This is a genomic window from Rhizobium vallis, from assembly GCF_003985155.1.
GTDB classification, from domain to species: domain Bacteria; phylum Pseudomonadota; class Alphaproteobacteria; order Rhizobiales; family Rhizobiaceae; genus Rhizobium; species Rhizobium vallis.
Genome location: NZ_ML133698.1, coordinates 157,993 through 173,438, shown reverse-complemented (window position 1 = coordinate 173,438; position 15,446 = coordinate 157,993). Strand labels below are relative to the sequence as shown.

12 protein-coding genes are annotated in these 15,446 nt (G+C 62.0%); 7 read left to right on the top strand and 5 right to left on the bottom strand.

Features of this window, described 5'->3' with window-relative positions; all coding sequences use genetic code 11:
• The first annotated feature begins 164 nt into the window (after nucleotides 1-164).
• The 7 genes from EFQ99_RS28865 (at nucleotide 165) to EFQ99_RS28835 (ending at nucleotide 7,607) form a co-directional block, all read left to right on the top strand.
• Nucleotides 165-3,794, top strand: coding sequence for a PAS domain-containing protein (locus EFQ99_RS28865; RefSeq protein WP_126924571.1), 3,630 nt, complete (start codon nucleotides 165-167; stop codon nucleotides 3,792-3,794).
• The gene (locus tag EFQ99_RS28860) at nucleotides 3,791-4,432 is read left to right on the top strand and encodes a response regulator transcription factor (protein ID WP_126924570.1); all 642 of its coding nucleotides are present in this window, start codon (nucleotides 3,791-3,793) and stop codon (nucleotides 4,430-4,432) included. Before EFQ99_RS28865 ends, EFQ99_RS28860 begins: the two co-directional genes overlap by 4 nt.
• A gap of 2 nt (nucleotides 4,433-4,434) precedes the next feature.
• The gene (locus EFQ99_RS28855; RefSeq protein ID WP_126924619.1) at nucleotides 4,435-4,797 is read left to right on the top strand and encodes a response regulator; all 363 of its coding nucleotides are present in this window, start codon (nucleotides 4,435-4,437) and stop codon (nucleotides 4,795-4,797) included.
• 16 nt (nucleotides 4,798-4,813) lie between these two features.
• On the top strand, nucleotides 4,814-5,509 hold the full coding sequence (locus EFQ99_RS28850; RefSeq protein WP_126924569.1) for a response regulator transcription factor: 696 nt from the start codon (nucleotides 4,814-4,816) through the stop codon (nucleotides 5,507-5,509).
• A 241-nt stretch (nucleotides 5,510-5,750) separates the two neighbouring features.
• The gene (locus tag EFQ99_RS28845) at nucleotides 5,751-6,104 is read left to right on the top strand and encodes an ArsR/SmtB family transcription factor (protein WP_126924568.1); all 354 of its coding nucleotides are present in this window, start codon (nucleotides 5,751-5,753) and stop codon (nucleotides 6,102-6,104) included.
• 211 nt (nucleotides 6,105-6,315) lie between these two features.
• On the top strand, nucleotides 6,316-6,981 hold the full coding sequence (locus EFQ99_RS28840; RefSeq protein WP_126924618.1) for a nitroreductase: 666 nt from the start codon (nucleotides 6,316-6,318) through the stop codon (nucleotides 6,979-6,981).
• Between the two features lie 53 nt (nucleotides 6,982-7,034).
• Complete coding sequence (locus EFQ99_RS28835) at nucleotides 7,035-7,607, top strand: NADPH-dependent FMN reductase (protein WP_126924567.1); 573 nt, start codon at nucleotides 7,035-7,037, stop codon at nucleotides 7,605-7,607.
• Between the two features lie 469 nt (nucleotides 7,608-8,076).
• On the opposite strand, the gene EFQ99_RS28830 is transcribed toward EFQ99_RS28835, so the two are convergent.
• The 5 genes from EFQ99_RS28830 to EFQ99_RS28810 all read right to left on the bottom strand — a co-directional run bounded on the left by EFQ99_RS28830 (nucleotide 8,077) and on the right by EFQ99_RS28810 (nucleotide 15,218).
• Entirely contained in the window at nucleotides 8,077-9,264 is a 1,188-nt protein-coding gene (locus EFQ99_RS28830) for a galactarate dehydratase (RefSeq protein ID WP_126924617.1), read from the bottom strand.
• 53 nt (nucleotides 9,265-9,317) lie between these two features.
• Nucleotides 9,318-11,039 (bottom strand): ABC transporter ATP-binding protein, encoded by a 1,722-nt coding sequence (locus EFQ99_RS28825; protein WP_126924566.1) that lies wholly within the window; start codon nucleotides 11,037-11,039, stop codon nucleotides 9,318-9,320.
• A gap of 7 nt (nucleotides 11,040-11,046) precedes the next feature.
• The gene (locus EFQ99_RS28820; protein ID WP_126924565.1) at nucleotides 11,047-12,168 is read right to left on the bottom strand and encodes an ABC transporter permease; all 1,122 of its coding nucleotides are present in this window, start codon (nucleotides 12,166-12,168) and stop codon (nucleotides 11,047-11,049) included.
• A 9-nt stretch (nucleotides 12,169-12,177) separates the two neighbouring features.
• Nucleotides 12,178-13,164 (bottom strand): ABC transporter permease, encoded by a 987-nt coding sequence (locus tag EFQ99_RS28815; protein WP_126924564.1) that lies wholly within the window; start codon nucleotides 13,162-13,164, stop codon nucleotides 12,178-12,180.
• A 116-nt stretch (nucleotides 13,165-13,280) separates the two neighbouring features.
• Nucleotides 13,281-15,218 carry an ABC transporter substrate-binding protein gene (locus tag EFQ99_RS28810; RefSeq protein ID WP_126924563.1) on the bottom strand — a complete coding sequence of 646 codons (1,938 nt, stop codon included), beginning with the start codon at nucleotides 15,216-15,218 and terminating at the stop codon, nucleotides 13,281-13,283.
• Nucleotides 15,219-15,446 lie beyond the last annotated feature (228 nt).

Sequence of the window (15,446 nt, the reverse complement as noted above, 5' to 3'; positions counted from 1 at the left end):
ATCCCGGCTACATCCCCGCGCAATCTATGGGTTTCCATGAGTTGCGGTTGTGCTGTAGCGGGATTACGGTTCGTAACATGAGCTCGCCGGCCCCGAAATCGACAATGACTGCTGCAGAAACTGACGATCCCCCGGCCTTGTCTGTCCGGCCGGAGCGGTTGGTCATGAGCATCTGGTCGCATCGTCCCCAATCTCTCTATCTCGGGCTTTTCATTGCCGCCTATGTGCTCGCCTGCGGCTTTGCCCAGGCGCTCGCAATCGTTCCGGGAACGGGTATATCAATCTGGCCTCCGGGCGGGCTTTTCATCGCAACCCTCATCCTCGCCTCCCGGCGCAGCTGGCCATGGTGGATCGTGGGTGGCTGCATGGCCGAGCTCTTCAGCAATGTCTTGTGGTTCCACAGTCCGCCGGCGGCCGCCTTGTTGATCTATGCCGGCAACGCTCTGGAAGCGGTGGTCGCGGCATCGCTGGTGAACCGAACCCTGAGACCCCCGGTTCGGCTGGAAACCCTGCGGGAAGTTCTCGCATTCGTCATCATCAGCGCCGGAATTGCGCCCATCGTCAGCGCAACCGTGGGAAGCGCGACGCTGGCGTGGTTTGGCATCCAATCGCAGGCCTTCCTGACGGCCTGGCCTCTCTGGTGGATCGGAGACGCTACCGGCATCCTGATCGTCGCGCCGTTGGCGCTGGTCGTGTTTCACAGCTGGCGCGGCAAGACCCGGTTCTCGGCCGCGCAATGGATCGAAGCTTGCGTCCTGGGGCTGATCTTTCTCGGTGTCGCCGCTCTTTCGCTCAGCGGCTACCTTCCTTTCGCCTATATCATCATGCCGCCTCTTCTCTGGGCCGCGGTCCGCTTCGAGTTCAAGGGCGCGGCCGTATCGCTGGCACTGCTTGCCCTGATCACCGCGATCTTCACGGCAACGGGCGCCACCCAGTTTGCCGGCGATCCCGAGTCCCAGAAACACAACCAGATCATGCTGCAGCTTTTTCTGGCGATCTCGGCATTTTCGGCGCTCATCGTCGCCGCCATATCAAGGCAGCATCAGCTCGCGGTGCTCACCTTGCGCCAAAGCGTCGAGACGCTGCGCGATCGGGAACGGGAGCTTTCGCAACTTGTGGACATGGTTCCGAGCCACGTCTGGCGCCTGACGCCCGATGGCGAGCCGACCTTCTTCAACAGGCGGATGGTCGATTTCCTCGGCATGGATGTGGCCGGCGCCGACAGGCCTGACATGAGCCGGCTGGAGGCGGTCCTGCAGGCAACGGTTCATCCCGATGATGCAGCCGGGTTCAGGGACGCGCTTCGCGACAGCCTCGCCACCGGCGAGAACTTCGTCATGCGGTATCGGCTCCGCCGCGCCGACGGCGTTTATCGCTGGATGTCGAGCCGAGCCGAGCCCTTGCGCGACCAGGCCGGAAACATCGTCCAATGGTACGGGCTCTGCCACGATATCGACGATCAGGTTCATGCCGAAGAGGCGGTGCGCCACAGCGAGCGGCAGCTTCAGCAGATGATCGACGCCGTTCCCGTCCGCATCTGGAGCGTCGAGCCGGCGAGCGGATCGATCTACTTCAACAAGCGCTATCAGGATCATTTCCACGCCGTCATCGCCAATTTCGACGCGCGGCCCGAACCGCGCATCGATGAGCTCCTGCAGGAGCTGATCTATCCCGAAGATGCGCCCGACGTGCAGCGCACGCTGCGCAATTGTTTTGAGACCGGCAGCGGCGCCGCCATGCGGTTCCGCTGGCTCGAAGAGGATGGCGTCTATCGCTGGGCGGAATGCAGGGTGGAGCCCCGGCGTGACGACGACGGGACGGTCGTACAATGGTACGGCGTTTCTCTCGACGTCGACGAGGAGGTGCGCGCGCTGGAAACCTTGCGCGACCGTGAGCGCGAACTCTCGCAACTGGTCGACATGGTTCCGGCCCAGATCCGCCGCCTGAAACCGAACGGCGAACCGGTCTTCTTCAACAAGCGCCTGATCGACTTTTTCGGCCTCGACGTCGGCGATATGGACAGGCCGGGCATGAGCCGTCTCTCGTCGGTCATTCACACACTCGTTCATCCCGATGATGCACCGCGGCTGCTCGAGACGGTCCACCGCTCGCTTTCCAGCGGCGACCCCTTCACGATCAAATACCGCATGCGCCGTTTCGATGGAGCCTATCGCTGGGTCGACGGTCGCGCCGAGCCGCTGCGGGATCAAAACGGCGCGATCGTGCAATGGTACGTCATATCGGTCGACATCGACGACGAGATGCGCGCGCAGGAAGCGCTGCGCAATCGGGAGCGTGAGCTTTCGCAACTCGTCGATATGGTTCCGAGCCTGCTCTGGCGGCTCGATCCGGAAGGCGCTCCGACCTTTTTCAACCAGCGCCTGATCGATTTTCTCGGTGTCGACGTCGCCGATATGGAGAAACCCGGCATGAGCCGGCTGGCGGCACTCATCGACCTCGCCGTCCATCCCGACGATACGGCGAGCCTTGTCGAGGCGCTCAATCATTCCCTTTCCACCGGCGAACGTTTCTCCAAGCAATATCGCCTGCGGCGCGCCGATGGCGTTTACCGCTGGGTGAAAGGCAGCGCCGAGCCGCTCAGGGATGAGAGCGGTGAGATCGTCCAGTGGTACGGTCTCACCCATGACATCGACGATCAGCTGCGCGTCGAGGAAGCGCTGCGGGAGAGGGAGCGCTCGCTTTGGCAGATCGTCGAAACGCTGCCGGCCATGATCGATTGCGCTGCGCCCGATGGAGAGCCGGTCTATCGCAATCCTCAGCTGCGCGACTTTCTCGGATACAAACTCGAAGAGCTTGACGGAACCGGCAAGTCGCGCCTGGCCGGCACGCTCGACGCCGGCGTTCATCCCGACGACGTGGCCGAGGTCAAGGCGAAATATGCCCATTGCCTGGCGACCGGAGAACCCTATGCGCGCAAGCATCGCCTGCGCCGGTTCGATGGCGAATATCGCTGGGTCGAAACGCGTGCCGCGCCGATGCGCAATGCCGAAGGCATCATCGTCCAGTGGAACGTCATATGCCTCGACATCGACGGCGAGGTTCAGGCCCAGGAAGAGCTGCGCCGGGCGCAGGAGGGACTGGCGCGGGCAAGCCAGGCGGCGAGCCTTGCCGAGCTTTCGGCCTCCATCGCCCATGAGGTGAACCAGCCGCTCGCTGCCGTCGTGGCGAATTCGCATGCCTGCCAGCGCTGGCTCATGGCCGAGCCGCCGAATATGGAGCGGGCGCAGAAGACGGTCGAGCGCATCATCCGGGACGCCAACTCGGCGGCTGATGTCGTCAGCCGCATTCGCGCCCTGTTCAAACAATCTGCGGACACGAAGATCCAGACGACGCTCTCCAGCATCATCGACGAAGTGCGTGGCCTGATGGCCGACGAGGCCTGGCGGCGGCGCGTTCGCATCGACATGCAAATTGAAGGCAATCTGCCGTTCATCGCGATCGATCGCATCCAGATCCAGCAGGTTCTGATCAATCTCATCCGCAACGGCATCGACGCGCTTGATGTGACAAGCGATAGGCTGATCGAGATCCGCGTGCGGCAGACCGGAAATGCCATCCAGACCGAGATCCGCGATCACGGCCAGGGCATCGAGTTTCCCGAGAAGATGTTCGAGCCGTTCTTCACGACGAAGCAAAACGGCATGGGTATGGGGCTGGCGATCTGCCGCTCGATCGTCGAGCTGCACGGCGGAAGATTGTGGGCGGAGAAGAACGAACCGCGCGGAGCGACGTTGATCTTCACATTGCCTATTGAAACGAAGGCAGCATCATGACCGCCGACGACCATATCGTCTTCATCGTCGATGACGATGAACGCATCCGGGAAGCCCTCGGCGAATTGCTGGATTCACACGGCATGCGCGCCGCCGCCTTCGAATCGGCCGGCGATTATGTGAGAGCGGAAAAGCCGGACGTCCCCGCCTGCCTTATCCTCGATATCGAGCTGCCCGACATCAACGGCCTCGACCTGCAGAGACAGATCGCCGACGGGGATCATCCGCCGATCGTCTTCATCACCGGCCACGGCGACATCCCCTCCTCCGTGCGTGCGATCAAACGCGGCGCCGTGGATTTCCTGACCAAACCGTTCAGTGACGCCGACCTCATGGCAGCCGTCCATGCGGCGATCGCCGAGGACCGGGAAAAGCGGGCCGAACGCGCCGAACGCGATGCGTTGCGACAGCACTACCTCGACCTGACGCCGCGCGAGCGCGAGGTTCTGCCGCTCGTCGTGAGCGGCCTGCTCAACAAGCAGGCGGCAGCCGAACTCGGCATCAGCGAGGTCACGCTGCAGATCCATAGAAGAAATGTGATGCAGAAAATGGCGGCCGCATCGCTCGCCGATCTCGTGCGCATCGCAGAGAAACTGGAAATACCGATCACCCACTCGCGCCGAGTGGGAGGGAATTGAACATGAACAAGACAAGACATGTCGTGGCAGTTGTCGATGACGATCCAAGGCTCTTGGAATCGATGGGCGACCTTCTGGAGTCGGCAGGCTATGTGGCCCGAGGTTTCTCGTCGGCGGGCTCGCTGCTCGTCAACGGCCTGTCGGACCTCGACCTGCTCATCACCGATATCGGAATGCCCGGCATCGATGGATTCGAACTGCGCGACCTGGTGCGGAAATCGCGCCCGGAGCTGCCGGTATTTCTCATCACCGGTCGCCACGAGATAGCCGATCAGGGCCGGGCGCAAGGCGCGGGCGGATTTTTCCGTAAGCCTTTCGATGCCCAGGCGCTGCTCACGGCCATCGCCAACGCTTTGCACAAATAGAGAGACGGAGGGTGACATGAGACTTGACCAGCCTTGGGCACGGAGATCGGCGCCGTCATCACTGCAGTGCAGAAGCCAAGAGGATCAGCCGCTCGTCATCATCGTCGATGACGACGCGTCCATTCGCGAAGCGCTGTCGGAACTGATCCTGTCGGCGGGCTTCCAGCCCGCCAGTTTCGCCTCGACCCGCGAATTGCTCGACGCCAATATGCTGGAGAGCCCCGGCTGTCTGATCCTCGATGTGCGCATGCCCGGAACGAGCGGTCTGCACCTGCAACGCCATCTTGCCGAAAACGGCATTTCCAAGCCGATCATCTTCCTCACCGGGCATGGCGACATCCCGATGACGGTCCAGGCGATGAAGGCAGGCGCCGTTGATTTCCTGACCAAACCGGTGCGGGACCAGACGCTGCTCGATGCCGTGACCGCTGCCATCGCCATGGACGGCGAACGGCGGGCGGAAGCCGCGATCGCCAATCGCAATATCGAACGCCTGGAGACGCTGACGCAGCGCGAGCGCGAAGTGCTGCATGAAGTGGCGCACGGACGCCTCAACAAGCAGATCGCCTTCGATCTCGGCATCAGCGAAGTGACGGTCAAGCTGCATCGCAGCAACGTCATGCACAAGATGGAGGCGGCCTCCATCGGCGAATTGATCCGGGCATGGGAAACGTTGCCCGCGCCAATGCGCCAGGCCGCCGGCGCGCGCTGAATCGCGTCAAAGTCTTTCAGATTCGGCCGAACGGCGGCTGGTTTCCACAGGGTTTTCCCCATAGGCCCCGGCCATGACCCGCCGCCAATGTCCAAATGATGCGTGATCTATCCGATATGCGCCCCAAAAGACGATGCGGCGCCAACAATGGGTTTCGATTTGGCACGCATGCGCTATCTCTAAATTATAGCGCAGGGATATGACTTGGTCCCCGGCTTTGGTTTTTAAAGGAGATCTCGTATTGAACAATCTATCCGCAGTCGCACCCTCCGCTGATACCAACGCCTTCGATGATGAAGCAAACTTTCTGTCGGCCATGGGCAATGCCAAACGGCTTCACATCCTGCGCCTCTTGGCCGAAGGAGAAATGTCCGTGACGGTTCTGGCCGACGAGGTGGGATTGAGCCAATCTTCGACTTCCCAGCATTTGTCCATTCTTCGGGAACAGGAACTCGTGCAGACGCGACGGGCAGCCCAGACGATCTACTATTCCCTCCAATCCGGCGCGGCCAGGACGATACTCGACACGCTCTCCGACATCTTCGGAACGCACCGCCGCCCCAAAGCGGACTGCGCCCGAGCCGTAGGCGCCTGACGAAACGGCGAAGCATTGCACTTCCGGCTCATGATCCGGTAGCGCGGAGTCCCGCGATGCTTCGCCCACGTACCCCTCGAACGCATCGATCCCTGATGTACGTTTGATGTACACCTCCTAGACCACGGTGTGATTACGCCTCCATTTGCGAATGGAGATAATGCCCGCATCAGGAACGGACGGCGAGAACGCCGCCGGCATGGAGGCGATCATGGACGTATATGAGGCAGTCAAAAGTCGACGGTCGGTGCGCGGATTCAAGGATAAACCTGTGGAGCGGGAGGTGCTCGAGCGCGTGCTCTCCGCCGCAGCCTGGTCGCCGTCAGGATCGAACATCCAGCCGTGGAACACCTACGTGATGACCGGCCCACAGCTGGCAGAGCTCAAGACATCCGCCGTCGAGCGCGTGGCCCATGGCGACCCCTGGGACAAGCGGCAGTACGAGATGTACCCGCCCGCGATGGGCTCTCCCTACGGGGAGCGTCGGTCGGCCTTCGGCAAGGAGCGCTATAGCGCACTCGGCATTGCACGCGACGACTGGGAGGCGCGCCAGCGGGCTGCAATCGCCAACTGGAACTGTTTCGGCGCCCCCGCCGCCCTGTTTTGCTACATCGACCGTGATCTCGGCCTACCCCAATGGGCCGACGTCGGCATGTATCTGCAGACGGTCATGCTGCTGCTGCGCGCCGAAGGCCTGCACAGTTGCCCGCAGATGGCGTGGTCGCAGGTTCGCGAGACGGTCGCAGAGGTGCTGTCACCCCCGGACGGGCTCATCCTCTTCTGCGGCATGTCGATCGGCTACGAGGACCCCACGGTCAGTTACGCCCGCACAGGCCGCGCGCCGCTCGCCGAGACGGTCACCTTCGTCGGCGATTAGTTGGTTGCGATCAAAGGACAAGGGACCCCTCCTGCGAGATCTCGGAGAACACCATGACCACGCATAAAGTAGGCTATTTCATCGGCAGCCTCGCCAAGGGCTCGATCAACCGCAAGCTCGCCAAGGCATTGGTGCGGTCCGCCCCGCCGGAACTTGAAATGTCGGAAATATCCTTCAAGGACTTGCCGCTCTATAGCTACGACTATGACGCCGACTACCCTCCGGCCGGCCGGGCGTTCAAGGCGGCGATCGCCGCCGTCGACGCCGTGCTGTTCGTCACGCCTGAATATAACAGATCCATACCAGGCGGCCTGAAGAACGCAATCGACTGGGCGAGCCGCCCCTACGGCACCAACTCGTTCACCCGCAAGCCGTCGGCAGTGATCGGCACGTCGCCGGGCGCGATAGGCACGGCAGTCGCCCAGCAGAATTTGCGCAGCGTGCTCAGTTTCTGCAACTCGCCCCAGATGAATGCTCCGGAAGCCTATATCCAGTTCACACCGGGGCTGATCACCGATGACGGCGAGGTCACGAACGACACCACCGCCAATTTCCTTCGCACCTTCATGCGGGACTTCCATGTCTTCATCGCAAGGGTTCGCTCAGTGCTGCCGAAAGATGTCTAGAGGGCGCTTGGTCTCACCGCGCTCCTTTGGCGGCGGCATTCAGGCAAGGTTAGCGAGCGGGAATCTCGGTTGCTATTATCGGGAAGTATCGAAACGGCTAAGCTTTGGTGTCGGGTCGATAGGCACGCAAGCGGCGCTCCACTGGCGATATGCCGGTGCACGTCGACTGCGTGGATAAGGCCCTCTCCTCTTCCTGAGAAAACCATCCTTTGAACATAGGCTTTGGTTTGCCGAACGCGACCCCGCGGCTCTATGGGCAAAGGCCGCGCATTCTGAGAATTTCCGGCCGTGAGCCGTGTTAACCGAACGCGACGGGGATGATGAACACAGGGGTTTTTTCGGTTTCACCCTGTGGCCGACGAATTGGCAGGCGAGCGTCCCACCTGTCCGGCTCCACGTCTTTGCGGCGGGAGCCGGCCCGTGTCCTTGCGGACAGCGGCCGGCTCCTGTTTCTTGAGCAAGCAATGCCTCAGGCGAAGGCGTAGGAGCCGTCCGGCCGCTTCGGCACGCGCCGCTGCCAATGGATGTAACCTTCCTCCTCCATGGCCTTTTCGTCCATTTCGACGCCCCAGCCGGGCCGGTCTGGACGCAGTTCGAGATAACCGTCCTTCGGCAGGTAGGGATCGACGACGTAACGGGTTTCCCCTTGCCGCTTCTCGATGTCGAGGCCGCCATAGACATAGGCCTGGCCTTTCGGCAGCCGGTATTCGAGGATGCGGAAATTCTGCGCCGCGGCCGAGAAGTGAACGTTGACCGCGGTCGCCAGCGGCCCCATCGGGTTGTGCGGCGCGACGCCGACGAAGTAGGCTTCGGCAAGCGTTGCAATGCGGCGCATTTCGCTGATGCCGCCGACGACGCAGATGTCGGGCTGGATGAGGTCAGCGCCCTTGACCTGCAGCAGCCGCAGGAACTCGTTTCTGTTGTAGAGCGACTCACCGGTTGCCAGCACGCAGTTGAGACCCTGTTTCAGGTCGCCCCAGGCCTCGATATTCTCGGGCCGCAGCGGCTCCTCGAAGAACAGCGGATCGTAGGGCGCCAGCGCATTGCCGAGCTGGCGCGCGGCGACCGGCTCGAAAATCTTCGCATGGGCATCGAAGGCGATCTCGTATTCGTCGTTAACCGTCTCGCGAAGCGAGCGGAAGTAATCCGCCGAGGCTTTCACGACATTGCCCCAGCGATGGGCATGCATGTCGATCCGCCAGGGGCTGAGCTTAAAGGCAGTGAAGCCCCATTCTTCCTTGAGACGGTCGAATTCCTCGCGGGCGGCCGGTGCATCGGGCGCGGTGTAGACCCCGGCATAGACCTTGATGCGGTCGCGCACCTCGCCGCCGAGCAGCTTGTAAACAGGCACGTTGGCCGCCTTCGCCGCAAGGTCCCACAGGCAGTGGTCGAGCGCGGAGATCGCGGCGAGCCCCAGCGCGCCCGGCGGGAAGCGGCTCTGCTGGATCAGCAGGTTGACGAGATACTCGACGCGCGTCGGGTCCTGGCCTGATATGAAGCCGTAGAGATAATCGAGCAGCGGCGGCAGCGCTTTGTCGGGGCCGTGATTGTAGCATTCGCCCCAGCCGGTCAGGCCGTCATCGGTGTCGAGGGCGACGATCACGCGGGGGCGGTCCTTGTCGCGGGTCATGAAAACCCGCATACGGTCGATCTTCATCATTCTGTCCTTCTAGCGATTGAAATGAGAAATGTTCGGATCCCGGGCGATCTTCATCTCTGAGAGCTCCCGTTCTTCAAATTGTCCGGTTCGACGTAGCGGAAACGCCTGGAGTGATCGCGGTCGCGCGGATCGGGCCGCGGGATCGCCGAAAGGAGCGCCTGGGTATAGGCGTGCTCGGGCGTGCGGCAGACCTTCTCCGCGTCGCCGATTTCGACGAGCTGGCCTTTGTACATGACGCCGACACGATCGCACATGTAACGGATGACGCCGATATCGTGGCTGATGAAGATATAGGCGAGGCCAAGCTCGTCCTGCAGGCGCATCAAGAGATCGAGCACCTGCGAGCGTACGGAGACGTCGAGCGCCGAGGTCGCCTCGTCGGCAACGATGACGCGCGGATTGAGCGTGATGGCGCGGGCAATGCCGATGCGCTGGCGCTGGCCGCCGGAGAAGGCGTGCGGATAGCGCTCGCGCGCCCTCGGATCGAGGCCGACCTGCTCCATCAGATGGCAGACCCGATCCTCCAGCGCCCGCCCCCTGGCGATGCCGTTGACGAGCAGCGGCTCGCCGATGATCTGGGAAACGGTCATGCGCGGATTGAGGGAGCCGAAAGGATCCTGGAACACCATGCGCAATTCGCGCCTTGCTGCGGCGAGCACCGGACCCCTTGCCGTTGCGAGATCGATGATATCGCCGCCGGCGTTGCGATAGAGGATTTCGCCGGTCGAGGGATCGATCAGCCGCATGATCGAGCGACCCATGGTCGTCTTGCCGGAGCCGCTCTCGCCGACGATGCCGAGCGTTTCGCCCGGCAGAAGCGAAATCGAGACATCATCGAGCGCTCTCACTTCGCCGAAATTCATCGAGACGTTGCGCAGCTCGAGGATCGGCGCTTTCGTCCTGTCGAGCGGCGGGCGCGCCAGCCGGATCTCGGCTTTCGCCTCCAGCTTCAGGACCGAGCCGATCAGCATGCGGGTATAATCGTCCTGCGGCGCGTGGAAGATTTGCTCGACCGGCCCGTATTCCTTGGCCACGCCATTGTGCATGACGAGCACGTCGTCAGCGATCTGCGCGACCACGCCCATGTCATGCGTGATGAACAAAACCGCCATGCCATTGGCCTTCTGCAGCCGGGCGATCAGGTCGAGGATCTCGGCCTGTGTCGTCACGTCGAGCGCCGTGGTCGGCTCGTCGGCGATCAGGAGCTGCGGCTTGCAGGCAAGCGCCATGGCGATCATCGCGCGCTGGCGCATGCCGCCGGAATATTGGAAGGCATAGCGATCCAGCGCTTTATCAGCCGAAGGAATTTCCACCTGCTTCAACAGCGATATGGCTTCAGCCCGCGCTTCGGCCTTGCTCATCCTGGTGTGAAGGCGAAGCGCCTCGATGATCTGGTTGCCCACCGTATGGATCGGCGAGAGCGACGACATCGGCTCCTGGAAGATCATGGCGATGTCGCGGCCGCGGATCGCCCGGATCTGGCGCCCGCGCGGATTGAGGCTGGTGAGATCGGTCGAGCCGCCATTCTGATCGTTCAATATGATCGAGCCGCCGGCAATGCGACCGGGCGCATCGACGATCTGCAGGATCGAGCGCGCCGTCACCGATTTGCCCGAGCCGCTTTCGCCGACGACGCAGAGCGTCTTACCCGGCTCGATCGAAAAGGACAGGTCGTCGACCGCGCGAAAGACGCCATTGCGCAAGGGAAACTCGACGGTGAGGTTTTTGACCTGGAGCAGCGGCTTGCCGGCAATGGGAACGATATCGGTCATGCCGGCCTCATTTGTTGTAGGGGTCGGCCGCATCGCGCAGGCCGTCGCCGAGAAGGTTGAGCGCCATGACGGCGACCACGACGGCGCAGCCCGGCATGAAGAGCCAGGGTGCCGTGGCGATCGAGCGGATGTTCTGGGCCTCGCGCAGCAGTACGCCCCAGGAAATGGTCGGCGGCTGCAGCCCGAGCCCGAGGAAGGAGAGCGAGGTTTCGGCAAGGATCATCGCCGGCACCGCAAGGGTGATCGAAGCGATGATGTGGCTCGCAAAGCTCGGAAGCATGTGGCGGAAGATGATGCGTCTTTCGCGAACGCCGTCGAGCCGTGCGGCGGCGACGAATTCCTCGGTGCGCAAGGACAGGAAGCGGCCGCGCACCACGCGGGCGAGCTGCGCCCAGCCGGTCAGCGACAGGATGATCGTGATCATCATATATTGCAGCGTCGCCGGCCAGTCCTGCGGCAGAGCCGCTGCCATCGCCAGCCAGATCGGGATTGTCGGCAGTGACAGGACGAAATCGATCAGCCGCTGCATGAAGAAATCGATGCGGCCGCCGTAATAGCCCGATATGCCGCCGAGCACGATGCCGAGCATCAGCGAGAAGAAGACGCCGACGAGGCCGATCGACAGCGAGACCTGCGAGCCCTGCACCGTTCGGCTGAACACGTCGCGCCCGAGCCTGTCGGCGCCGAAGAGAAGCAGCGGCGTCGTCTTGTCGGGCGAGGCGATCAGATGAATGTTCGACCTGAAGAGGCCGAGCACCGAATATTCGTAGCCACGGCCGAAGAGCTGGATATCGACGCGCTTCGTCGTGTCTTCCTTGAAGATGGCGGCGAGCGTTTCCGGATCGCGGGTCAGCTTCATCGGATAATAATGCAGGCCGAAGGAGAAGCCGTTCTGAGTGTCGATCAGATGCACTCTCTGCGGCGGGTGAAATGTCGCCCGCGCATTCTGAAGGTTCGGATCGTTGATGGCGAAGAAACCGGGAAGCAAGGCGACGATATACATCATCACCGTGACGACGAGCGCCACCATGGCCAGCTTATGCCGGCGGAAAGCCCACCAGATGAGCTGCCATTGCGATGCGACGGCGGCGCGATCCGGCTGCAGATTTGTAATGCTGATGTCAGCCATATCAGCCTCCTATTCCAGCCGGATGCGCGGATCGACCAGCGCCAGAAGAATGTCGCTGATCAGGGAGCCGATCAGCGTCAGCGCGCAGATCAGCAGAACGAAGGCGCCGGCAAGATACATGTCCTGGGCCATCAGCGCCTGCAGCAGCAAGGGTGCGGCCGTCGGCAGATTGAGGACGATGGCGACGACGACCGAGCCGGAAATCAGGTTGGGAAGCAGCCAGGCGATGGTCGAGATGAACGGGTTTAGCGCGATCATCAGAGGATATTTCATCAGCAGCCGGAACTCCGAGAGGCCCTTTGCCCGCGCGGTGACCACGTAAGGTTTCGGCAGCTCGTCCAGCATGTTCGCGCGCATGACGCGGATGAGGCTCGCCGTCGAGGAGACCGCGAGGATGATGACGGGAAGCCAGAGATGCGTCAGGAGATCGAGCATCTTGGCAAAGCTCCAGGGCGCGGTCTCATAGGCCGGCGAAAACAGCCCGCCGACATCCTGGCCGAATTCGACCGCCGCGATGTACATCAGCACCAGCGCCAGCAGGAATGACGGAACCGACAGGCCGAAGAAGGCGAAAGCCGTGAACAGATAGTCGCCGATCGAATATTTCTTCACGGCGGAAAAGACGCCGATCGGCAGCGCGATCGCCCAGGTGGCAATCAATGTCGAAAGGGCGAGCACGAGGGTCAGCGCCATGCGCTCCCAGATCAGATCCGAGACCGGCTGCTGCCACTCGAAGGAGATGCCGAAATCGCCGCGCGAAAGGATGCCCCATATCCATTTAAAATATTGGATGAGCATCGGATCATCCAAGCCGAAGCGCTCGCGCAGCTGCGCGGCCGTGTTCTGGTCGACGATCTCGTTGGATGCCGCAAGCGTCGCGATATAGGTCGTGACATAATCGCCCGGCGGCAGCTGGATCAGCACGAAAGCCAGGAAGCTGACGGCAAAAAGCGATGGAATCATCCATAAAAAGCGTTTGGCGATGAACACCAACATGAAGCGTCTCCCGGCTTGGACGCCGCCCTCCGGCCCTTGCAGCTTTCACGACCGCAAGAGGAGAGCGAACCTGAAAGAAAGCGCCGTGCCTGACGGTACGGCGCTTGAGATCGAAATCAGCTCGTGAAGGTGAATTGCTGCGGCAGTGCCGGCCCCGGATTGGGCCAGGACCAGCTGTCCGGCTCTTTCTCGGGAACATTGCGCAGATTGTTGCGGATGATGCCGAAGCCGCCGACGGCAAGGCAGAGGCCGACCGTCTCGAATTCCTCCGCCGCGATATCGAAGATCTGCTTCATGATCGCGCCGCGCTTGTCGAGATCGGCCGTCGAACGCGCCTCGTCGAACAGCTTCATGCGCTTCTTCTGGCTTTCCGGCGGCTCCTCGCCGCGCGCGCCGTTGGACGTATACCAGAGCGTCCACGGAATGGCATAACGCGACCCTTGCGGATGGAAGGCGAAGAAATCGCGCGGGTCGAGCATCGGATCGAGACCGCCCGGCCCCGGCCATACCTGCGCATCATGGGCATTGTCGTCGCCGCGGGTGTAGTAGAGCGCCCGCTCGATCGTGTTGACCTTCATGTCGATGCCGATCTGGGCCCAATGCGTCTTGACCAGTTCGAGCGCATCGACGAGGTCGGGATAGAGCGTCGGAATGACGTCGATCGAGAAGAACACCTTCTGCCCATCCGGGCGAAGGCGGAAGCCGTCGCCGCCCTTCTTGTAGCCGGCTTGATCGAGCATCGCGCCCGCCTTGTCGGCATCGAATTCGGTGAACTGGCGCGCATATTTCTCATGATACCAGGGGTGGGTCGGACGCGGTCCGGCCTGATAGGGTTCGCTCTGCCCGAAATAGACGATGTCGATGAGTTCCTGGCGATTGAGACCGATCGACAGCGCCTGCCGGAACGACTTGTCGGCAAACATCTTGCGCATGGCAGGATCTTTGTGGGTGATGTTGAAGTAGATCTGGCACTGCTGCGAGGCCGAAGGCACCAGCGTCAGCAGGCGGTAATCGCCCTTCTGCATGTTCTGGGAGAGCGTCGGCTTGTTGGCGAGCACGCTGATGTGGCGTTCCTGGATATCGATCTTTCCGGAGATGACGTTCAGCATCAGCGATTCGACGTCCTGCGAGATGCCGAAATTGATCTCATCGATATAGGGAAGCTGATTGCCTGATGTATCGACCTGCCAGAAATAGGGGTTGCGGGTCATGACGACGCGCGTCGCACCGCCAGCATAGGGCTCCTTGACGACCCACGGATCGAGCGTCGGCTTGTCGACATTGCCCCAGCGCGAGGGGATTTCGATGTCGCCGCAGCGGCTGCGGAAGAGCTCCGTCCAGCTGGTGACGCCCGCCTTCTTCGCATCGGCTTCGACGTTTGGATTGTATTTCGGCAGGAACTGGCTGCAGTAATGCTTCGGAAAGAGCGTCGGATGCTGGCCGAGCGGCGTCGCGAGGTTTTCCAGATAAAGGGCGTTCGCCGCCGCGAAGGTGAATTTCACCGTATGATCATCGATCTTTTCGACCGTGACCGGCTTGCCGGCGACGGAAAGCTGCGCCGGCGTCGAGCTGTAAAGCTCGGTGTTCTTGACGCAGTCCTCGATCGCGAAAACGACGTCGTCTGATGTAAAGGGATGACCGTCGGACCAGCGCACGCCTTCGATCAGATGGAAGGTGAATTGCGTTGCGTCGTCATTGACCTCCCAACGTTCGGCAAGGTTCGGCTGCACGGCAGTAAAATCGAGGTTCCAGCGCACGAGGCTCTGGTTGCCGACCATGCGCAGGATGCCGTTATGGTCGGATGAGCCGCGCAGGCCGCGGCGGAGCGTGCCGCCATAGGTGCCGACCTTCTCGAACGGCGTCACCACCATCGGCTTTTTCGGCAAGCGCTCGGCCAGCGGCGGCAGCTTGCCGTCCTTGACGAGCTGCGCCAGATCAGGCGCTTCGCCGCCTGCGGCAAAGGCGCGGCCGGCAAGCGACAATGCCGCGACGCCGGCCATGCCACCGAGCACGGCGCGGCGGGTAACGCCGCCAGACAGTATTTCTTTGGACATCGAGTTCCTCCCCTTTTTATGCCGCTATGGCCTTGTGCCGGCTGGCGCGGCGGGCTCCCGACCCGCCGCTACGCGCCCTCCTCGGCACTGCGGAGGAGACCATAGACACGTTCTCAAATGATTACAAGAGTTGACAGATAATTACAGATTCGCTAGCGATGCAGCATCAAACGAGGCGTTAAAACCATTGGGAAGACAGTCTCGATGGAAAGAAGGCGGCAAATCTGT